Here is a 20,305-nt window from a genome sequence, read left to right on the forward strand (position 1 = left end):
TCCTACCAGCGGTAGTGAGCGAATGCTTTATTCGCTTCAGCCATTTTGTGTGTATCTTCGCGTTTTTTCACTGCTGCGCCTGTATTGTTAGAAGCATCAATGATTTCAGCTGCTAAACGTTCTTCCATTGTTTTTTCTCCGCGGCTACGTGAATAGTTCACTAACCAACGAAGTCCCAATGTAGTACGTCTTTCAGGTTTAACTTCGATCGGAACTTGATAGTTAGCGCCACCTACACGGCGAGCTTTAACTTCGAGAACTGGCATGATGTTCTTAATTGCCGCCTCAAATACTTCCATAGGATCGTTACCTGTACGTTCTTGAATCAATTTGAAAGAATTGTAAAGGATGCTTTGAGCAACCCCACGCTTTCCGTCGACCATAATGCGGTTGATCAAACGTGTAACCAACTTGCTGTTATACATAGGATCTGGCAATACGTCTCTTTTCATTACTGGACCTTTTCTTGGCATGGTTATCCCCCTTTCTTAGATATGCAGCGCAGTGGTCTGCGCTAACGAATTATTTTTTCTCTTTCGGACGTTTTGTACCGTATTTTGAACGTGATTGCATACGATTGTTTACGCCTGCTGTATCCAAAGCACCACGAACGATATGATAACGAACCCCTGGTAAATCTTTAACCCGTCCACCGCGGATAAGTACCACGCTGTGTTCTTGAAGGTTATGACCGATACCTGGAATGTAAGCAGTAACCTCGATACGGTTCGTTAAACGAACACGAGCATACTTACGAAGTGCGGAGTTCGGTTTTTTTGGAGTCATAGTACCTACACGAGTACATACACCACGTTTTTGTGGAGCGCTAATGTTCGTCTCTTGACGTTTCAAAGCATTGTACCCTTTTTGAAGTGCAGGTGATTTTGATTTCTCAATTTTTGCTTGACGTCCTTTACGGACTAATTGATTAATAGTTGGCATTGTGTTGCCACCCCCTTCCCATATTTGTAGTTCCAATATAAACCATATATTAAGTCCACAGACCCAGGTGGTTCATAAAAGAACAAATGAAAAGCCTTTGCCTGCCACTCACGACCAGCAAAAACATTCCTGATTGCATTACATTATTTAAGGACAACGGCCATAGCAGTTCCCACTTCGATTCCGCAAGCTTTGCCCAATTCTTTCATTGTATCCACATAAGTGATTTTAACAGAATGAGTCGAGCATAATTGAACGATTTTCGAGATGAGATGATTTTCCGCATCCTGCGCAACATAGACTTCTTCAGCTTGACCCGTCTCGACCATCCGCATAGTTTGCTTCGTGCCTACTTTGATCCGGGCATCCTTTAATCCTTTGTCATTAGTCATCTTCCGATTTCCTCCAAAAGATCAGGGATCAGCACTCTATTCACGCACCTTTGCTATAGTACCATTAGCTAAAGGATACTGTCAATAGATAACTATAATTCTATTTGATAAATAATTGTTATATTGTCTTATCACACTCATTAAACCGTAGCTAAAACTGAATAATATAATCATTATTCAGCTTAGCCACGTATGAATGAGCAATACAACTTTATAGTTACTTCTTTAATTAATCAACAGTTACTGTTTCCAGACCTTCTTGTTTTGGTTCAAGTTTGTCTGCATCCTCAAATTGAACGCTACGGTAACGATTCATTCCTGTACCAGCTGGAATTAGCTTACCGATAATAACATTCTCTTTAAGTCCAAGTAATTTATCGACTTTACCTTTGATTGCTGCATCAGTAAGGACACGAGTTGTCTCCTGGAAGGATGCCGCAGACAAGAAGGAATCAGTTTCCAGAGATGCTTTGGTAATACCAAGCAATACTGGTTTAGCAACAGCTGGCTCTTTGTCAGCCATGATTGCTACTCTGTTTGCATTCTCGTATTCGTACATATCAACAAATGAACCTGGCAACAATGTTGTTTCACCAGCATCGATGATACGGATTTTACGTAACATCTGTCTGATCATAACTTCAACGTGCTTATCATTGATTTCTACACCCTGGTTACGATATACACGTTGTACTTCTTGCAGGATATAGTTTTGTACGCCACGGATACCTTTGATACGTAGCATTTCTTTAGGGTCAATCGAACCATCTGTTAGTTCATCCCCAGCTTCGATTTCCATACCTTCTTTAACTCTTAGGCGGGAACCGTAAGTAACAGGGTAAACTTTAGTTTCCGCTTCACCTTCAACCTCGATTTCGCGACGGTCTTTAGCTTCACGAATTTCTTTAACAATACCATCAATTTCACTGATGATTGCTTGACCTTTAGGATTACGCGCTTCGAAAAGCTCTTGAATACGCGGCAAACCTTGAGTAATATCGTCTCCTGCAACACCACCGGTATGGAACGTACGCATTGTAAGCTGTGTTCCTGGTTCACCGATAGATTGTGCTGCAATAATACCAACTGCTTCACCAATCTCAACGTGTTTACCAGTAGCAAGGTTACGACCGTAACATGTTTTACATACTCCGTGTTTTGCACGACAACTAAGCACTGAACGGATTTGAAGTTTTTCAACTCCAGCTTCAACGATTGCTTCAGCTTTATCCGAATCAAGTAATTCGTTACGACGAGCAAGAATCTCACCTGTTTGTGGATGGCGAACAGTTTCGAAGCAATAGCGACCTTCTAAACGATCGTATAGATCTTCAATAACTTCTTTACCATCTTGAATACGGCTTACAGTGAAACCTTTATCTGTTCCGCAATCTTCTTCACGTACGATTACATCTTGTGCTACGTCCACTAGACGACGAGTTAGGTAACCTGAGTCAGCGGTACGAAGTGCTGTATCCGCCAAACCTTTACGCGCTCCGTGAGTAGAAAGGAAGTACTCTAGTACTGTCAGACCTTCACGGAAGTTCGATTTGATAGGAAGTTCGATAATACGACCGGATGGATTCGCCATCAGACCGCGCATACCACCAAGCTGAGTGATCTGCGATTTGTTACCACGAGCTTTGGAGTCAACCATAAGCATAATAGAGTTATAGCGATCCATTGATTTCATAAGAACTTCTGTAATATCGTCCTTCGTACGAGACCAGATCTCAATAACACGATCATAACGCTCTTCATTCGTAATCAAACCACGACGGTATTGATTCGTAATAACAGCAACTTTTTTATCAGACTCATCCAAAATTCCTTGTTTTTCAACAGGAACAATAACGTCAGATACACCAACAGTGATACCTGCACGCGTAGAATAAGTGAATCCAAGTTGCTTAATTTTATCCAAAATCATAGATGTTAGTGTTGTATGGTAAATTTCAAAACAACGAGCGATAATTGAACCCAAATACTCTTTACCGATAGCGCCTGTTTGAGGAACACTACTGATAAATTCACGGATATTTACGCCTTTATCATAGATAAAGTAATGATCCGGTGTACCCTGGAACAAGTTACGACGTGTTGGCTCATTGATATACGGGAATGATTCAGGGAAAATCTCGTTAAAGATAATTCGTCCGATAGTTGTTACCATCATTCCTGTTTGTTGCTTCTCTGTAAAGCTTGTTTTGTTCAAAGCTTTAACAGGGATTGCTACACGAGCATGCAATGAAGCTACACCACGTTGATAACCAGATACTGCTTCATTTACTGTACGCAGGATCATACCAGAACCTTTAGCTTCATCGTTATCCATTGTTAGATAGAATGAGCCCAAGACCATATCCTGTGAAGGAGTAACAACTGGTTTACCATCTTTAGGGTTCAAAATGTTACCAGATGCAAGCATCAAGATGCGTGCTTCCGCTTGCGCTTCAGCAGACAATGGTACGTGAACCGCCATTTGGTCACCATCAAAGTCAGCATTATATGCTGTACATACAAGTGGGTGAAGACGAATAGCACGTCCTTCAACCAAAATAGGTTCAAATGCTTGAATACCAAGTCTATGCAGCGTAGGTGCGCGGTTTAGAAGAACTGGATGTTCTTTGATTACTTCTTCTAGTACATCCCATACTTCTGGACTTACACGTTCTACTTTGCGTTTTGCGCTCTTGATATTATGAGCAAGACCTTTGTTAACCAATTCTTTCATAACGAAAGGTTTGAATAACTCTAGTGCCATCTCTTTTGGAAGACCACATTGGTACATTTTCAGGTAAGGACCTACAACGATAACCGAACGACCAGAATAATCGACACGTTTACCTAGTAAGTTCTGACGGAAACGTCCTTGTTTACCTTTTAGCATATGGCTAAGAGATTTCAATGGACGGTTACCTGGTCCTGTTACTGGACGACCACGACGACCATTATCAATAAGAGCATCGACAGCTTCTTGAAGCATACGTTTCTCATTTTGTACGATAATGTCAGGCGCGCCTAGATCCAATAAACGTTTAAGACGGTTATTACGGTTAATTACACGACGATACAAATCATTCAAGTCAGACGTCGCAAAACGTCCACCATCCAACTGTACCATCGGACGAAGTTCTGGAGGGATAACTGGCAATACATCCATGATCATCCAATCAGGGAAGTTACCAGAGTTACGGAATGCTTCGATAACTTCAAGGCGTTTGATCGCACGATTACGACGTTGACCTTGAGCAGTACGTAGCTCTTCACGTAAAAATTCTAGTTCTTTATCGATATCAAGGTCTTGAAGCAATCTTTTAATCGCTTCTGCACCCATACCTGCATGGAAACCATGACCGTATTTTTCACGGTAGCTACGGTATTCTTTTTCAGATAAAAGTTGTTTTTTCTCCAGTGGAGTCTCACCTGGATCAGTAACAACATAAGATGCGAAGTAAATTACTTCTTCCAAAGAACGTGGAGACATATCAAGTGCTAGACCCATACGGCTTGGAATACCTTTGAAATACCAAATGTGAGATACAGGAGCAGCAAGCTCAATGTGTCCCATACGTTCGCGACGTACTTTAGCGCGTGTTACTTCAACGCCGCAACGATCGCAGACTACGCCTTTGTAACGTACACGTTTGTATTTACCGCAGTGGCATTCCCAGTCTTTGGTTGGTCCAAAAATACGTTCACAGAACAACCCGTCTTTCTCTGGTTTAAGCGTACGATAGTTGATTGTCTCCGGTTTTTTAACTTCTCCGCGGGACCAAGAACGAATTTTGTCTGGGGAAGCTAGCCCAATTTTCATAAATTCGAAATTGTTAACGTCTATCAAAAGACACCCCTCCTAAGGCCAAATCCTGTTTATTGTCATTCTTATCAAAAGCTGTATAAATCCCAAAACATGATCTCACCAATAAGGGATAGACCGGGATAAATCTCCGGTCTACCTTCATTGTTAGATCACATAGGGAATGTGTAGTGGCAATAGTTACTCGGCTCCGACTTCAGAACCTTCTAGATTAAGACTTAGCTTATCGTTCGTGCTAGTCTCTTCTTCATCATCCAATTCTCGCATTTCAATCTCATTCTCATTTTCGTTGAGAATTTTGACATCCATACCCAAACTTTGCAATTCTTTGATTAGAACTTTGAATGACTCAGGAACGCCTGGTTCAGGAACATTCTCGCCTTTAACGATGGATTCGTATGTTTTCACACGACCAACGACATCATCGGATTTGACTGTAAGGATTTCTTGTAGGGTATATGCAGCACCATAAGCTTCAAGTGCCCATACTTCCATCTCCCCGAAACGCTGTCCACCAAACTGAGCTTTACCACCCAGCGGCTGTTGCGTAACCAAAGAGTAAGGACCTGTAGAACGAGCATGGATTTTATCATCAACCATGTGTGCCAGCTTGATCATGTGCATGACACCAACAGTTACTTCACGTTCAAATTCTTCACCGGTTCTACCATCGTAAAGGATAGTTTTACCATTACGTTGCATACCTGCTTCTTCCATCGTATCAAATACATCGTACTCTTTTGCTCCATCAAATACTGGTGTAGCAACATGAATACCCAGTTTCATCGAAGCCATACCTAAATGGACTTCAAGAATCTGACCGATGTTCATACGGGAAGGTACACCTAGTGGATTCAATACAACTTGTACTGGAGTACCATCAGGCATAAACGGCATATCTTCTTCTGGCAAAATACGTGCTACAACACCTTTGTTACCATGTCGTCCCGCCATTTTATCGCCTTCAGAGATTTTACGTTTTTGAGCAATGTACGCACGTACCAAGTGATTAACACCCGGTGGCAACTCATCGCCATTTTCTCTAGTGAACACTTTAACGTCTACAACAATACCATCTGTACCATGCGGTACACGAAGACTAGTGTCGCGAACTTCACGAGCTTTTTCACCAAAGATAGCGTGCAGAAGGCGTTCTTCAGCAGTTAGTTCAGTTACACCTTTAGGTGTTACTTTACCAACAAGAATATCACCAGCGGCAATTTCAGCACCGATACGAATAATTCCGCGTTCGTCAAGGTTTTTGAGTGCTTCTTCACCAACGTTAGGAATATCACGTGTGATTTCTTCAGGTCCAAGTTTAGTGTCACGAGCTTCAGATTCGTATTCCTCGATATGAATCGAAGTGTATACATCTTCTTTAACAAGTTTTTCACTCAATAGGATCGCATCTTCATAGTTGTAACCTTCCCAAGTCATGAAGGCAACGACTACGTTACGTCCTAATGCAATCTCGCCCATCTCAGTCGAAGGACCATCAGCAAGGATATCTCCTTTTTTGATGTAATCGCCTGTTTTAACGATTGGACGTTGATTAATACAAGTTCCCTGATTCGATCTCATAAATTTGTGTAATTTATGTTTAATAAGATCGCCTTTTACTTCTTTGCCATCTACGACTTCAATACGACGTACTGTAATCTCGTTAGCAGTAGAGCGTTCAACGATTCCATCATGTTTACTTACGATACAAACGCCTGAATCTTTAGCTGCTTTGTGCTCCATACCTGTACCAACTAGTGGCGCTTTAGGAATAAGCAAAGGAACAGCCTGACGCTGCATGTTAGAACCCATCAATGCACGGTTGGAGTCATCATTTTCCAAGAAAGGAATCAATGCTGTTGCTACAGACACAACCTGTTTAGGAGATACGTCCATATAATCAACACGTTCATTTGGCATTGGCAAAATGTTATCCGCTTGTTTGTTATAACGAACGATAACCATTTCTTCAGCGAAAGATCCATCTTCATTCAATGCTGCATTCGCCTGAGCGACAACATAGTTATCTTCTTCATCAGCAGTCAAATAATCAATTTGATCTGTAACACGGTTTGTCTTCGGATCTACACGACGGTATGGAGCTTCAATAAAGCCATACTCATTAATACGTGCAAATGTAGACAAGGAGTTAATCAAACCGATATTCGGTCCCTCTGGAGTCTCGATCGGACACATACGGCCATAGTGACTGTGATGGACGTCACGAACTTCAAAGCCTGCGCGTTCACGAGTCAAACCGCCGGGTCCCAAAGCAGATAAACGACGTTTGTGCGTCAATTCACCTAATGGGTTCGTTTGGTCCATAAACTGTGAAAGCTGGGAGCTACCGAAGAACTCTTTGATCGATGCAATAACAGGACGTATATTGATCAAAGCTTGTGGTGTAATGACGTTAGCATCTTGAATAGACATTCTTTCACGAACCACACGTTCCATACGGGACAAACCGATACGGAATTGGTTTTGTAAAAGCTCACCTACAGAACGCAAACGACGGTTACCCAAGTGATCGATATCATCTGTATCGCCAATACCGTTCAACAAGTTCAAGAAATAACTGATTGAAGCGATAATATCAGCTGGAGTAATATTTTTAACTGTTTTATCAATAATTCCGTTCGCAATCAAAGTAACGACTTTACCATCTTCGATTGGAGAGAATACATTGATGCTTTGCATTGGGATATCATTATCATCCAATACGCCGCCAGCCACATGATATGTTTTATGATTCAAATCGCCTTCCAAATACGGCATAATTTCGTCTAAAAGACGACGGTCTACCATTTGTCCAGCTTCAGCAATAATTTCGCCTGTATCTGTATCAATAAGCGTCTCAGCCAAACGTTGGTTGAATAGACGGTTTTTGATGTGGAGTTTTTTGTTGATTTTGTAACGACCTACGTTAGCAAGGTCATAGCGTTTTGGATCAAAGAAACGTGCTACTAACAAGCTTTTCGCATTGTCGAGAGTTGGTGGTTCACCTGGACGCAAACGCTCATAAATTTCAATCAGCGCTTTGTCAGTGGAATCCGTGTTATCTTTATCTAAAGTATTGCGGATATATTCATCATTACCAAGTAGGTCTAAGATTTCAGCATCTGTACCGAATCCAAGTGCCCGCAATAGTACCGTAACTGGAATCTTACGAGTACGGTCAATACGAACATAAATGATATCCTTAGCATCCATTTCAAGTTCAAGCCATGCGCCACGGTTAGGAATAACTGTAGCAGTATATGATGTTTTACCATTCTTATCGACTTTAGTGCTGAAATAGACGCTGGGAGAGCGAACCAACTGGCTGACAATAACCCGTTCTGCACCATTAATAACAAAGGTACCGGTTTCCGTCATCAACGGGAAATCACCCATAAATACTTCCTGCTCTTTGACTTCACCCGTTTCTTTGTTGATGAGACGGACTTTTACCCGAAGTGGAGCAGAATAAGTAACGTCACGCTCTTTTGCGTCGTCTACTGTATATTTCGGCTCACCAAGGCTGTAATCGATGAACTCAAGAACCAAATTGCCTGTAAAATCTTGGATTGGCGAGATATCGTGAAACATTTCGCGCAAACCTTCTTCCAAAAACCACTGATATGATTTTTGTTGGATTTCGATCAGGTTAGGTACTTCAAGAACTTCGTTAATTCGTGCATAACTTCGCCGAGTGCGTCGACCATATTGAACAAGATGTCCTGCCAACTTAAACTCACCCCTTAATGTCTACTCGCTTAAAAATTTCATTGCGAACTACTGTTTGGATCACGTATAATAGGTGCATACATAGAAGTTCACATCCATTAAATAGAGAAAAGCCCTTATCGAATGCTTTCGAAAAAAGAGCAGCATCAGCTATCAACGCATGTGATTACACATTTGAATGCTGTATAACGGTTGAAATTGACCGAAATACCCCTTAATATACGATTATAGACAATACTAAACACCTTCGTGGATGAATAATTTTCATGATTATTTCAGAAAACTAAAGCCAAGAAGGGCATCTTAATACTGACATTTTGTAATCATACCACGTTCAGAACTTCGAGTCAATGATCCTAAAGCAACTTTTATTTTGTCGCTTTAAAAATCCGATAGCCTTTATCCTTTGTTACTTCCTCTACCGTTTCAAACAACTCTTCTAATTTAGCTTTGGCTGAAGGTGCACCTTGCTTCTTCTGAATCACAATCCACAATGTACCATTTGTATTCAAATGTTCAAAAGCCTCTTCAAAAATAGTATGAACTGTTGATTTACCTGCACGAATAGGTGGATTGGTTAGAATCACATCAAACATCTTTCCTTTGACTGAACTAAACAAATCACTTTCCAAAATAGTTACGTTTGTGATCCCATTCAACTTTGCATTTTCTTTTGCTAATTGAACAGCTCTTTCGTTTACATCAATCATTGTCACATGACCTTTAGCAGCAAGATAAGCAGCTGATAAACCCATAGGTCCATACCCGCAACCTACATCTAACACTTGAGCATCTTCATGAATATCCATTGCCTCAATCAATACACGACTTCCATAATCAATGCCTGTTTTGGAAAAAACACCAGCATCGCTTGTAAAACGAAATACTTTACCTCGCAAGGTTGCTTCCAGGACTCGCCGATCGTGTGCCGCTCCTGGCTGATTGGAATAATAATGGTCTCCCATATTCTCCGCTCCCTCTTTTCAAGCTGATCTACAAAACAAACCCCTTGAACGAATTCAAGGGGTTTGCCGAAAATAAGAGAAAAACTCTTATTTTACTTCTACAGATGCGCCAGCTGCTTCTAATTTTTCTTTGATAGAATCAGCTTCTTCTTTAGCAACGTTTTCTTTGATTGCTTTAGGAGCGTTATCTACTACTTCTTTAGCTTCTTTCAAGCCAAGACCAGTGATTTCGCGTACTGCTTTGATTACGTTGATTTTAGATCCGCCAGCAGAAGTCAAGATAACTTCGAATTCTGTTTGCTCAGCAGCAGCTTCTCCGCCACCAGCGCCACCAGCAGCAGCTACAGGAGCAGCAGCAGTTACGCCGAATTCTTCTTCAATTGCTTTTACAAGATCGTTTAATTCAAGAACTGTCATGCCTTTGATGGCTTCAAGGATTTGTTCGTTACTCATTTGTAAACCCTCCATATAATGGTTTTATTTTTAAATCAATTTTAGCTGATCACACAGCCATCGTTATATCTGTTAAACAAATGTAACGGTTGAGCAAAAAGCTTACGCGCTTTGCTCTTCTTTTTCTGCAACAGCTTTGACAGCCAGTGCAAAACCGCGCATTGGTGCTTGAAGCACGCTGAGAAGCATAGACAACAAACCTTCGCGTGATGGCAATTCTGCCAACGCTTTGATTTCTTCAGCTCCAACAATACGTCCTTCAACCACTCCACCTTTTAATTGAAGAGCATCGTTTTTCTTAGCGAAGTCATTCAAAATTTTAGCTGGAGCAATTGCATCATCTTTACTGAAAGCAATAGCAGTAGGACCGGTAAGAATTTCATTCAAACCAGCAAGATCAGCAGATTCAGTAGCGCGACGAACCAATGTATTTTTCAATACTTGGAATTCAACTCCAGCTTCACGTAATTGCTTACGTAATTCTGTAACTTGAGCTACGTTTAGACCACGATAGTCAGCTACAACTGTAGTTGTGCTTTCGCGCAATTTACTTGCTACAACTTCTACCGCTTCTTGTTTTGCTTGGATTACTTTTGCGTTTGCCAAATTGGACACCTCCTGATCGTATTCTAGCTTTTCTCTGTTTCCGTAGAAGTCAGAAGAAAAGACTTTCCTACACGGACATTAAAAAAAGCCCCCGCAGAATGACGAAGGCTTGATTGAGCGGAACCGAGACGCAGACTAATCTGCGCTCCCAAGTATCCGGTATTCTATCATAACACCTCGGTAGGAAATTAAGCCTGTTACAGCACCTACTGTCTACGGTTAAACATATTCAAATGTAAATGCAAGTACAAAGTTCAAGCATTTTCACAACTTTTACATAATATCAAGTATATTGACTATTGTCAACAACTAATTATCTGTAAGTAGAAGCGTTGATGCGTGCGCTTGGTCCCATTGTCGAAGAAATCGCAATGTTTTTAAGGTAAACACCTTTTGCAGCAGCAGGTTTAGCACGGTTAAGAGCTTCAACAAGTGCAGAAAGGTTATCGTTCAATTGCTCAGAACTGAAAGATACTTTACCGATAGGAGCGTGAATTTGTCCTGCTTTGTCTAGACGGTATTCGATTTTACCAGCTTTGATTTCTTGAACAGCTTTGGTAACGTCGAATGTTACTGTGCCGGCTTTAGGGTTAGGCATAAGACCTTTACCACCAAGCAAACGACCCAATTTACCAACTTCGCTCATCATGTCAGGCGTAGCTACGCAGACATCAAATTCGAACCATCCTTGTTGGATTTTGTTAATCATATCTTGATCGCCTACGAAATCAGCTCCAGCAGCTTCTGCTTCTTTTGCTTTTTCTCCTTTAGCGAATACCAAGACACGTTGAGTTTTACCAGTACCGTGTGGCAATACAACTACACCACGAACAGCTTGGTCTTGTTTACGTGGGTCTACGCCCAAACGTACTGCTGCTTCAACAGTTTCGTCGAATTTTGCAGTAGATGCCTTTTTCACTAGTTCAACAGCTTCTGAAGGCTCGTAAGTTGCTTCGCTATCAATAAGCTTAACAGCTTCTAAATATTTTTTACCGTGTTTAGCCATTTTATATTCCTCCTTTGTGGTATTAGCGGATATTCCTCCCACAACTACTGGGTTCATAAATGAACTCAGTACTGAGACTATTCACTACAAGAGTGAATTAGTCTTCGATCGTGATACCCATGCTACGTGCTGTACCTTCAACCATCAACATCGCCGCTTCTACGGACGCTGCATTCAAGTCAGGCATTTTTTGTTCTGCAATTTCACGAACTGCGGAACGTTTAACAACTGCAACTTTTTTCTTGTTAGGTTCGCCAGATCCTTTTTCGATCTTAGCAGCAACTTTCAAAAGAACTGCAGCCGGTGGAGTTTTAGTGATGAAAGTGAAAGAACGATCTTCAAACACTGTGATTTCAACCGGAATGATCAAACCTGCTTGATCAGCTGTACGAGCGTTGAATTCTTTACAGAATGCCATGATGTTGACACCTGCTTGACCCAATGCCGGACCTACTGGAGGAGCCGGATTCGCTTTACCCGCTGGAATTTGCAGTTTCACCATTTTGATTACCTTTTTAGCCATGTAAAACACCTCCTTGCGAATAGTGGTAGACGGACATTGCTGCCCTCCCACGCAAAACGCCGCATTATATGAAAATCGTAATCCTCATATAATTACGGTAAAACTGGAAGCACTGATCAGGAGCCATTGTGATACAAGATCATCAACGATTCCCCGTGTCATCCTAGAAACCTACTATATCTTTTCCACTTGAGTATAATCTAGCTCAAGCGGGGTTTCCCGTCCGAACATGTTAACATGTACTCTCAGCTTGCTCTTTTCAACCAAAATTTCTTCCACGGAGCCAACAAAGTTCGCAAACGGTCCAACTTTAATGCGTACAGATTCTTTAACGTCGAATTCAATAGTTTCCTTCGGCTCATCCATACCCATGTGTTTGAGAATTTGTTCTACTTCTTCCGGTAATAATGCGGTTGGCTTAGAGCCAGCACCTGTTGAACCGACAAAGCCAGTTACACCAGGAGTATTACGCACAACATACCAAGAATCGTCAGTTTGAACCATTTCGACAAGAACATAACCGGGGTAAACTTTACGCATAACGGTTTTTTTCTTACCGTCTTTGTTTACCACTTCTTCTTCCATAGGAACAAGAACGCGGAAAATTTTGTCTTCCATGCCCATAGACTCAACGCGTTTTTCTAAATTGGCTTTGACTTTGTTCTCATACCCTGAATAGGTATGAACGACGTACCATCTTTTTTCCATATCAAGCCACCTGGAACCCTTCTTAAATTATCGCTTCGATCACAGCGGAAATGCCGATGTCTAGAACCCAAAAATAAATGGCGACAAACAAAATCGTACCAATAACGATAAGAGTATAGTTAGTCAGCTCTTTACGATTAGGCCAGCGAACCTTTTTAAGTTCAGCCCAGCTTTCGGAGAAAAAGGAAAACACAGACTTGAAGCTTCGTGCCACGACTACACCTCCAAAAGACTATCTGGTTACATGATGAGAATCACAAGTTCTGGAACTAGTGCATTCCGCATCCCATGCGGTCAGGGTGGTTACACTTGCTTTAAATGCATTAATTTTGCAATATAGCAAAGATTGACACATTTAAGAGCAGGCGAAATTAGGCCTACCTAAAACACTTTATCATAGCGCTCCAACCCTGTCAACGAATAAAGCACAACGACCAACAAATATTTTCCATTCATAGGGTTACTATTTCAATACATCATTTGGAAAATAAAAAAGACTCCAGAGTAAGAGTCTTTACTTGATTGCTTCCGGATTCAATTATCACGTACTTCGAGATAGCGTTCCAGTTTACGTTTGACACGTTGTAGTGCATTATCAATAGACTTGACATGACGACAAAGATCAACAGCAATTTCCTGATACGAACGACCATCCAGATAGAGCATTAGAACTTTTCGTTCTAAATCGCTCAAAATCTCAGACATCTTGTCTTCCAATCCTACGAACTCTTCCTTGTTAATGACTAGCTCTTCGGGATCAGATACCTGAGAACCGCAAATGACATCAAGCAGGGTACGATCAGAATCTTCATCATAGATTGGTTTGTCTAGTGACACATACGAATTGAGCGGAATATGCTTTTGCCGTGTTGCCGTCTTAATAGCTGTAATAATCTGACGAGTAATGCATAATTCAGCAAAGGCTTTGAACGAAGAAAGTTTATCACCTTTAAAGTCACGAATCGACTTGTACAGGCCAATCATACCTTCTTGCACAATATCCTCACGATCTGCACCAATCAAAAAGTAAGATCGGGCTTTCGCACGCACAAAATTTTTGTACTTGGTAATCAAGTACTCTAGTGCCTGAGAATCGCCTTGCCGGACGGCTTCTACAAGATCTTCATCACTTTGGTAATCGTACGGTGACACCATCATATCTTTGAGGTCGACACTCACAAACAATCCCTCCGGTTGCAACGCAAGGTCTCCGTTACCCTATGAAATATAGCCCAAGTATATATTATGTAACCTCACATCGTCAACAACTTATGTCGTATTTACCGCTTATTTGCGCATATTCATCGCTATTTAGCAATAAATAGAACGCAGGTTCGTAAGTAAGCTGTCATTTGACTGACAACTTACTCTCCTCTGCGCCACTTTTCAAACAGATCACGTTGTTTTGAGTTTAATTTACCATCTAATGTATTACGGGCTCCAGTTTGCTTATGATCTGTAATTTTCTGTTCTACTTCTCGTTCACTCAGTTGAACTTCTATCAACAGTTCTCTTGCCGACACCCTTAGTGCACCTTGTCCAAAAATAACGTGTTGTTCAGTCATATCGCTAGTTGCCACATAAATTTGTCTGCGTTTACGTCCAAGCTCACGCACAAACCGTTCTATTGCTTCATCGGCTGTTTCTTTTTCTTTGGTAAAATACACTTCTACTTTACCTTGATTAAACGACTTGCCAAGACCAATCACCCGGTACGCATCAAATACAGCAATCACTCGTCGATCTGAAAAAGCTTGGTAATTAGCTAATCGTTTTAATAAATGATCGCGAGCTTCCTCCAAACCGATTTCGGAAAGCTGAGCCAGTTCAGGCCAAGCTCCGATCATGTTGTAGCCATCTACTAGAAGCACATCCCGTAAATCGGTCATCGCATTTAACCTTGACCTAAAGATTGTCTGCGACGCAACACTTCATACATTACTACACCTGCTGCTACAGAAGCATTCAGTGAATTGATTTGCCCTTGCATCGGTAGCTTGATTAATACATCGCATTTCTCACGAATTAATCTGCCCATCCCTTTGCCTTCGTTACCAATCACTACAGCAACAGGTCCTGTAAATACATCGGTATCATACAGGCTACTCTCTGTATCTACATCTGTTCCTACTACCCATACACCTTGTTCTTTCAAACGATCGATCGTTTGTCCCAAATTAGTAACTCGTGCTACAGGCACGTACTCTACTGCGCCGGCTGATGTTTTGGATACTGTAGCTGTAATAGAAGCAGAGCGACGCTTAGGTACAATCACTCCATGTACACCTGTACAATCTGCGGTACGGAGAATAGAACCTAGATTATGAGGATCTTCAATTTCATCTAGCAAAATTAAAAACGGTGCTTCATTTTTGTCTTTGGCTGCTTGAAGAAGATCTTCCACTTCTGCATATTCATAAGGAGCTGCTTGAGCAATTACGCCTTGATGTTGTACATCAGGTACAAGTGTATCTAATTTGCGCTTATCTACTAACTGTACAACGATTCCTTTTTTCTTAGCTTCAGTCAGGATAGGTTGTGTTAGATTTTTTTGCGATCCTTCTGCAATCCAAATTTTATTAATACTTCGTCCGGCACGTAAAGCTTCTGTTACTGAATGCTTACCGGCAATATACTCTTCTTCCATACTGTTTCCTCCTAATGTTGTATACATCCGTATCAGGACTGTTTTTCCAGATGACGGATTCCTTCAGTGATCAATTGCTCCATACGTGCATGTTCACCTTTATAATATAGATAACCCAAAAGACACTCCCATGCTGTCGCATACCGATAATCAATCACACTGGCATTTTTAGGAATAGTACCTGATTTGGCATTTCGCCCCTGACGTACGACATTGCTTTCAGTTTCAGTTAACGTTGGTTCTAGATGTGCCAGTATTTTGGCTTGCGCGCCCGCCGATACAAAGCTTGTTGAAGCGCGATGTAAATGATGCGGACGCAAGTTTTTGCCAGATAACAGATATTGTCTTATCGCTACTTCATGAATAGCATCGCCCATATACGCTAGAGCTAGCGGTGGAAGCTGTTCTATCGGTTTGGACGGATCGAAGCTAAACCAACCTTCATTACTTTTAGATTGAGCTGGATTCAATGATTCTTCACTCATTTGCGGCGCCATCTCATGCCTTGTGGAGTATCCTCCAACATGATCCCTTGCGCAGATAATAAGTCACGAATCTCATCCGCACGTGCCCAATTTTTATTTTGACGAGCTTCTACACGCTCTGTAATTAACTGATCAATATCAGCATCTACCAATTCTTCTTCTTGCCAGAAAATACGTAGCACTTCATTCATTTCATTAAACAATTCTAGCAATGCTTCAAGCGCAGCTTTGGCAACTACTTCTTTTTGCAATAATAAATTAGCTTCATTCACCCATTCGAAAATAGCTGTAATCGCATCCGGTGTGTTGAAATCATCTTGCATTTTCTCATGGAATAACTGACGAATTTCTGTCAAACGCTTAGCTAGGCTTGCTTCTACTGGTGAAGCTTGATCCGAAGCAGACAAGCGATGTTTTACATTATTTACAGCATTCGCAATACGATCTACACTGTTTTCAGCTTGTTGGATTGTATCTGCATTGTAGTTCAATGGATTACGGTAATGCGTAGATAACATAAAGTAACGAATCGCTGCTGGTTTGTGTGCTTTACGCAAATCTTTTACCAAAATACCGTTACCTAATGATTTGGACATTTTCTCATCGTCTATACGAATAAATCCATTGTGCATCCAGTAATTTGAAAGTGGCTTGCCTGTAACTGCTTCAGATTGAGCGCATTCGCACTCGTGATGCGGGAACTGTAAGTCTTGTCCGCCACCATGAATATCAAGTGTATCTCCCAAATAATGACGTGCCATTGCAGAACACTCGATATGCCAGCCCGGTCTACCTGCTCCCCATGGACTTTCCCAAGATACTTCACCTGGCTTAGCAGCTTTCCATAATACAAAGTCTTCTGGATTTTCTTTGCGTTTATCCACTTCAACTCGGATCCCGAATTGTAACTCATCTAGCTTCTGATGCGATAATTTACCATAGTCTGCAAATTTACGAGTACGGAAATAAACATCGCCCTCTTTGGCATATGCATAATCTTTATCCACAAGACTCTGAATAAATTCTAAAATGATATCCATATTCTCAGTCACTCGAGGATGCATGGTGGCATGACGAATGCCTAATCCTTCTAAATCTTCAAAGTACGCAGCAATAAAACGTTCTGCTACATCCGCTACTGTTGTGTTTAGCTCTTCTGCTTTGCGAATTAATTTATCATCTACGTCTGTAAAGTTAACTACATAATTCACTTTGTACTGCTGATTTTCCAAATAGCTACGTACAACATCGAAAAAGATCATCGGTCTTGCATTGCCAATATGGATATAGTCATATACGGTAGGTCCGCATACATACATTTTAATTTCTCCTGGTGTGATACTAACAAACTCTTCTTTCATACGGCTCATCGTGTTATATATTTGCAATGCCATACTGTCATCCCTTTCGTATATGGTGCTCTAGTACTTATCGAATTCTTTGCAGAAGTAGAAATTATTCTTTTTTGATCTCTGCTTCACAGGTAGCTAACTGTTTGCGTAATTGATCAATCTCGGATTGTAATTCATTGAGTTTACTTGTAATAGGATCTGGCATTTGATGTCTTAAACGATCAGCAGGTTTTCCATTTTGACGGACAATTTTGCCCGGAATCCCTACCACAGTGCTGTCTGGAGGAACTTCACGAAGAACGACCGAATTAGAACCGATATTACTTTGATCGCCTACTTTAAAAGAACCCAGAATCTTAGCGCCTGATCCTATGACCACATTGTTGCCAATGGTAGGATGACGTTTACCTTTTTCTTTCCCTGTTCCACCTAATGTGACTCCTTGATAGATCAACACATCATTACCGATCTCACACGTTTCCCCTATGACTACACCCATACCATGATCAATAAATAATCTTTCTCCAATCGTAGCACCTGGATGAATCTCAATCCCTGTCATAAAGCGACTACATTGTGACAGTGTACGTGCGACTGTAAACCAACCTCGACGATAAAAAGCATGAGCTATCCGATGCCACCAAATCGCGTGTAATCCGGAATACGTAAAAATCACTTCAAACCAGCTACGTGCTGCTGGATCATTGTCAAAAACAGCTTGTATATCAGATCGCATATTTTTCAGCATTACGTTTCCCCTTTAACTTGCGCTTCATTAAAAAACGCCCCCACAGCCCCTTAGAGGCTGCAGAGGCGTGAATTGACGCGGTTCCACTCTGCTTGAGCTTGTCTTTTATCCGCTTTTGTAAAAAGACGAATACATATACAGACGAACTCTACTTATCATGTTCCTTAACGAGGAACGACCGGTATACTTTACTTCATCGTTTGCTATCTTTTCATCAATACGGATAAAAGATGGCAAATATGGTTCAAATATACAGCTCACAGGTGCATATTCAAATGTTTGTAAATAGATGATTTCCAGCCAACATTAGATAATAGTATTATCTAACCCGATCATCGTCTCTGGGATTTACAATATCATTTTACTTTTCCTGATCATCGCTATTTATAGGTATACAACAATTATTCTCAGGTCATCATTATAACGAACTCTATGCGATTAGACAATACAGTCTGTTCACCATTTAGCCTTTTATTTGAGAAGCTAGACGTTCAATTACACGATCACGTCCTAAAAGGTAGATCGTATGGTTAAGATCACGTCCATGCATTTCACCTGTTAATGCTACACGAATCGGCATAAATAGTTGTTTGCCTTTAAATCCTGTTTCTTTTTGTACTTCTTTGATCAATGCTGCTGCACGAGTAGGACTGAACTCTTCGGAAGCTTTGATTTTTTCCAATAACGCACTAAGCACTGTACTTACATGCTCTTCTCCCACAATCACTTGAGCTTCATGATCCATTTGCAAATGACTGCGGAAAAACACTTCAGATAACTCAACAATATCTGAAGCAGAAGTCATCTGTTCCTGATACAATGCCACAAGATCATGTGCCCATTGTTGCTGTTCTTCACTTAGTTCTGCTGGCAAACGTCCTGCTTTTTGTAAATGAGGAATAGCCAGTGCTGTGATACGGTCGGTATCTGCATTTTTGATATACAGATTGTTCAAATGAGACAATTTGTGTGTATCAAATACAGCCGGACTTTTCGATAGACGCTTAGCATCAAAGATCTTGGTCAATTCTTCGCGAGAGAAAATTTCTTCTTCGCCTTCTGGAGACCAACCTAGCAAAGCAATAAAGTTGAACATTGCTTCTGGCAAATAACCCAAATTATCATATTGCTCGATAAATTGAATAATCGACTCATCACGTTTACTTAATTTTTTGTGATTCTCATTCACGATTAAAGTCATATGTCCGAAAACAGGAGCTTCCCAATTCAAAGCTTCATAGATCATCAATTGACGTGGTGTGTTGGAAATATGATCTTCTCCGCGTAGCACGTGAGAGATTTTCATCAAATGATCATCTACAGCTACAGCAAAGTTATACGTAGGAATACCGTCTTTTTTAACGATAACGAAATCGCCTGTATCTTCGGTTGTAAATGAAATTTCACCTTTAACGATATCATCGAATGTAAATGTTTTATTTTCAGGTACACGGAAACGAATACTTGCAACTCTACCTTCTGCTTCAAAAGCAGCACGTTGTTCGTCTGTTAGATCACGGTGTTTACCAGAGTAACGAGGATTCTCTCCACGTGCAATTTGTTCTTCCCGTTCTTGCTCTAATTCTTCTTCTGTGCAATAACATTTGTATGCCAGACCACGATCTAGCAAGTCTTGCCAGTATTCACGATAGATATCTAGACGTTCTGTCTGACGGTAAGGGCCATAGTCGCCGCCTACATCAATACTTTCATCCCAGTTCATACCTAACCATTTCAAATACGTCAGCTGGCTTTCTTCGCCACCTTCGATATTACGTTTGATATCTGTATCTTCAATTCTTATAATAAATTTGCCACCTTGACTGCGAGCAAATAAATAGTTGAATAATGCTGTACGTGCATTTCCGATGTGTAAATGTCCTGTTGGACTTGGTGCATACCGTACTCGAATTTCGTTAGTCATTTGTT

General features: G+C 41.0%; 19 protein-coding genes and 1 other annotated feature. All 19 genes read right to left on the bottom strand.

Going from position 1 to position 20,305, the window contains the following annotated elements; genetic code table 11:
- Nucleotides 1-2: 2 nt before the first annotated feature.
- The 19 genes from rpsG to gltX all read right to left on the bottom strand — a co-directional run bounded on the left by rpsG (nucleotide 3) and on the right by gltX (nucleotide 20,300).
- Nucleotides 3-473, bottom strand: a complete 471-nt coding sequence (gene rpsG / locus QCD85_RS21735; protein ID WP_069328350.1) for a 30S ribosomal protein S7 — start codon at nucleotides 471-473, stop codon at nucleotides 3-5.
- A gap of 49 nt (nucleotides 474-522) precedes the next feature.
- Nucleotides 523-942 carry a 30S ribosomal protein S12 gene (gene rpsL, locus QCD85_RS21740; protein ID WP_069328349.1) on the bottom strand — a complete coding sequence of 140 codons (420 nt, stop codon included), beginning with the start codon at nucleotides 940-942 and terminating at the stop codon, nucleotides 523-525.
- 143 nt (nucleotides 943-1,085) lie between these two features.
- Nucleotides 1,086-1,334, bottom strand: coding sequence for a ribosomal L7Ae/L30e/S12e/Gadd45 family protein (locus QCD85_RS21745; RefSeq protein ID WP_069328348.1), 249 nt, complete (start codon nucleotides 1,332-1,334; stop codon nucleotides 1,086-1,088).
- A 229-nt stretch (nucleotides 1,335-1,563) separates the two neighbouring features.
- The gene (gene rpoC, locus QCD85_RS21750; RefSeq protein ID WP_204827264.1) at nucleotides 1,564-5,178 is read right to left on the bottom strand and encodes a DNA-directed RNA polymerase subunit beta'; all 3,615 of its coding nucleotides are present in this window, start codon (nucleotides 5,176-5,178) and stop codon (nucleotides 1,564-1,566) included.
- Nucleotides 5,179-5,334: 156 nt separating this feature from the next.
- The gene (rpoB, locus tag QCD85_RS21755) at nucleotides 5,335-8,883 is read right to left on the bottom strand and encodes a DNA-directed RNA polymerase subunit beta (RefSeq protein WP_204827263.1); all 3,549 of its coding nucleotides are present in this window, start codon (nucleotides 8,881-8,883) and stop codon (nucleotides 5,335-5,337) included.
- 368 nt (nucleotides 8,884-9,251) lie between these two features.
- Nucleotides 9,252-9,848 (bottom strand): class I SAM-dependent methyltransferase, encoded by a 597-nt coding sequence (locus QCD85_RS21760; RefSeq protein WP_273613664.1) that lies wholly within the window; start codon nucleotides 9,846-9,848, stop codon nucleotides 9,252-9,254.
- 87 nt (nucleotides 9,849-9,935) lie between these two features.
- On the bottom strand, nucleotides 9,936-10,301 hold the full coding sequence (rplL, locus tag QCD85_RS21765) for a 50S ribosomal protein L7/L12 (protein ID WP_273613665.1): 366 nt from the start codon (nucleotides 10,299-10,301) through the stop codon (nucleotides 9,936-9,938).
- A gap of 102 nt (nucleotides 10,302-10,403) precedes the next feature.
- The gene (gene rplJ / locus QCD85_RS21770) at nucleotides 10,404-10,907 is read right to left on the bottom strand and encodes a 50S ribosomal protein L10 (protein ID WP_273613666.1); all 504 of its coding nucleotides are present in this window, start codon (nucleotides 10,905-10,907) and stop codon (nucleotides 10,404-10,406) included.
- Nucleotides 10,908-10,979: 72 nt separating this feature from the next.
- Nucleotides 10,980-11,144, bottom strand: a sequence feature (ribosomal protein L10 leader region).
- 76 nt (nucleotides 11,145-11,220) lie between these two features.
- Nucleotides 11,221-11,913, bottom strand: a complete 693-nt coding sequence (gene rplA / locus QCD85_RS21775) for a 50S ribosomal protein L1 (protein WP_273613667.1) — start codon at nucleotides 11,911-11,913, stop codon at nucleotides 11,221-11,223.
- 97 nt (nucleotides 11,914-12,010) lie between these two features.
- Complete coding sequence (rplK, locus tag QCD85_RS21780; protein ID WP_069328341.1) at nucleotides 12,011-12,436, bottom strand: 50S ribosomal protein L11; 426 nt, start codon at nucleotides 12,434-12,436, stop codon at nucleotides 12,011-12,013.
- A gap of 174 nt (nucleotides 12,437-12,610) precedes the next feature.
- Nucleotides 12,611-13,144, bottom strand: a complete 534-nt coding sequence (gene nusG, locus QCD85_RS21785) for a transcription termination/antitermination protein NusG (RefSeq protein ID WP_204827258.1) — start codon at nucleotides 13,142-13,144, stop codon at nucleotides 12,611-12,613.
- Nucleotides 13,145-13,166: 22 nt separating this feature from the next.
- Complete coding sequence (gene secE / locus QCD85_RS21790) at nucleotides 13,167-13,358, bottom strand: preprotein translocase subunit SecE (protein ID WP_069328339.1); 192 nt, start codon at nucleotides 13,356-13,358, stop codon at nucleotides 13,167-13,169.
- Nucleotides 13,359-13,678: 320 nt separating this feature from the next.
- On the bottom strand, nucleotides 13,679-14,323 hold the full coding sequence (sigH, locus tag QCD85_RS21795) for an RNA polymerase sporulation sigma factor SigH (RefSeq protein WP_069328338.1): 645 nt from the start codon (nucleotides 14,321-14,323) through the stop codon (nucleotides 13,679-13,681).
- A gap of 185 nt (nucleotides 14,324-14,508) precedes the next feature.
- Nucleotides 14,509-15,033, bottom strand: coding sequence for an NYN domain-containing protein (locus tag QCD85_RS21800; RefSeq protein ID WP_273613668.1), 525 nt, complete (start codon nucleotides 15,031-15,033; stop codon nucleotides 14,509-14,511).
- Nucleotides 15,034-15,038: 5 nt separating this feature from the next.
- Entirely contained in the window at nucleotides 15,039-15,791 is a 753-nt protein-coding gene (rlmB, locus tag QCD85_RS21805; protein WP_274171827.1) for a 23S rRNA (guanosine(2251)-2'-O)-methyltransferase RlmB, read from the bottom strand.
- Nucleotides 15,792-15,823: 32 nt separating this feature from the next.
- A complete protein-coding gene (locus QCD85_RS21810; protein WP_273613670.1) occupies nucleotides 15,824-16,276 on the bottom strand; it encodes a Mini-ribonuclease 3 in 453 nt (150 codons plus the stop codon).
- Nucleotides 16,273-17,670 carry a cysteine--tRNA ligase gene (gene cysS / locus QCD85_RS21815; RefSeq protein ID WP_301263873.1) on the bottom strand — a complete coding sequence of 466 codons (1,398 nt, stop codon included), beginning with the start codon at nucleotides 17,668-17,670 and terminating at the stop codon, nucleotides 16,273-16,275. The genes QCD85_RS21810 and cysS overlap by 4 nt, the downstream gene beginning before the upstream one ends.
- Nucleotides 17,671-17,731: 61 nt before the next feature.
- On the bottom strand, nucleotides 17,732-18,376 hold the full coding sequence (gene cysE / locus QCD85_RS21820; RefSeq protein ID WP_273613672.1) for a serine O-acetyltransferase: 645 nt from the start codon (nucleotides 18,374-18,376) through the stop codon (nucleotides 17,732-17,734).
- A gap of 463 nt (nucleotides 18,377-18,839) precedes the next feature.
- Nucleotides 18,840-20,300, bottom strand: a complete 1,461-nt coding sequence (gene gltX / locus QCD85_RS21825) for a glutamate--tRNA ligase (RefSeq protein ID WP_301263874.1) — start codon at nucleotides 20,298-20,300, stop codon at nucleotides 18,840-18,842.
- Between the last annotated feature and the right edge of the window lie 5 nt (nucleotides 20,301-20,305).

This window comes from Paenibacillus sp. PsM32 (assembly GCF_030433815.1).
GTDB classification, from domain to species: Bacteria; Bacillota; Bacilli; order Paenibacillales; family Paenibacillaceae; genus Saccharibacillus; species Saccharibacillus kyungheensis.

What these genes read in the sequence shown, in the direction of transcription:
- rpsG (WP_069328350.1), bottom strand. Translation starts at nt 473, where the DNA reads ATGCCAAGAAAAGGTCCAGTAATGAAAAGAGACGTATTGCCAGATCCT.
- rpsL (WP_069328349.1), bottom strand. Translation starts at nt 942, where the DNA reads ATGCCAACTATTAATCAATTAGTCCGTAAAGGACGTCAAGCAAAAATT.
- QCD85_RS21745 (WP_069328348.1), bottom strand. Translation starts at nt 1,334, where the DNA reads ATGACTAATGACAAAGGATTAAAGGATGCCCGGATCAAAGTAGGCACG.
- QCD85_RS21760 (WP_273613664.1), bottom strand. Translation starts at nt 9,848, where the DNA reads ATGGGAGACCATTATTATTCCAATCAGCCAGGAGCGGCACACGATCGG.
- rplL (WP_273613665.1), bottom strand. Translation starts at nt 10,301, where the DNA reads ATGAGTAACGAACAAATCCTTGAAGCCATCAAAGGCATGACAGTTCTT.
- rplA (WP_273613667.1), bottom strand. Translation starts at nt 11,913, where the DNA reads ATGGCTAAACACGGTAAAAAATATTTAGAAGCTGTTAAGCTTATTGAT.
- rplK (WP_069328341.1), bottom strand. Translation starts at nt 12,436, where the DNA reads ATGGCTAAAAAGGTAATCAAAATGGTGAAACTGCAAATTCCAGCGGGT.
- nusG (WP_204827258.1), bottom strand. Translation starts at nt 13,144, where the DNA reads ATGGAAAAAAGATGGTACGTCGTTCATACCTATTCAGGGTATGAGAAC.
- QCD85_RS21800 (WP_273613668.1), bottom strand. Translation starts at nt 15,033, where the DNA reads ATGACCGATTTACGGGATGTGCTTCTAGTAGATGGCTACAACATGATC.
- rlmB (WP_274171827.1), bottom strand. Translation starts at nt 15,791, where the DNA reads ATGGAAGAAGAGTATATTGCCGGTAAGCATTCAGTAACAGAAGCTTTA.
- QCD85_RS21810 (WP_273613670.1), bottom strand. Translation starts at nt 16,276, where the DNA reads ATGAGTGAAGAATCATTGAATCCAGCTCAATCTAAAAGTAATGAAGGT.
- cysS (WP_301263873.1), bottom strand. Translation starts at nt 17,670, where the DNA reads ATGGCATTGCAAATATATAACACGATGAGCCGTATGAAAGAAGAGTTT.
- cysE (WP_273613672.1), bottom strand. Translation starts at nt 18,376, where the DNA reads ATGCTGAAAAATATGCGATCTGATATACAAGCTGTTTTTGACAATGAT.
- gltX (WP_301263874.1), bottom strand. Translation starts at nt 20,300, where the DNA reads ATGACTAACGAAATTCGAGTACGGTATGCACCAAGTCCAACAGGACAT.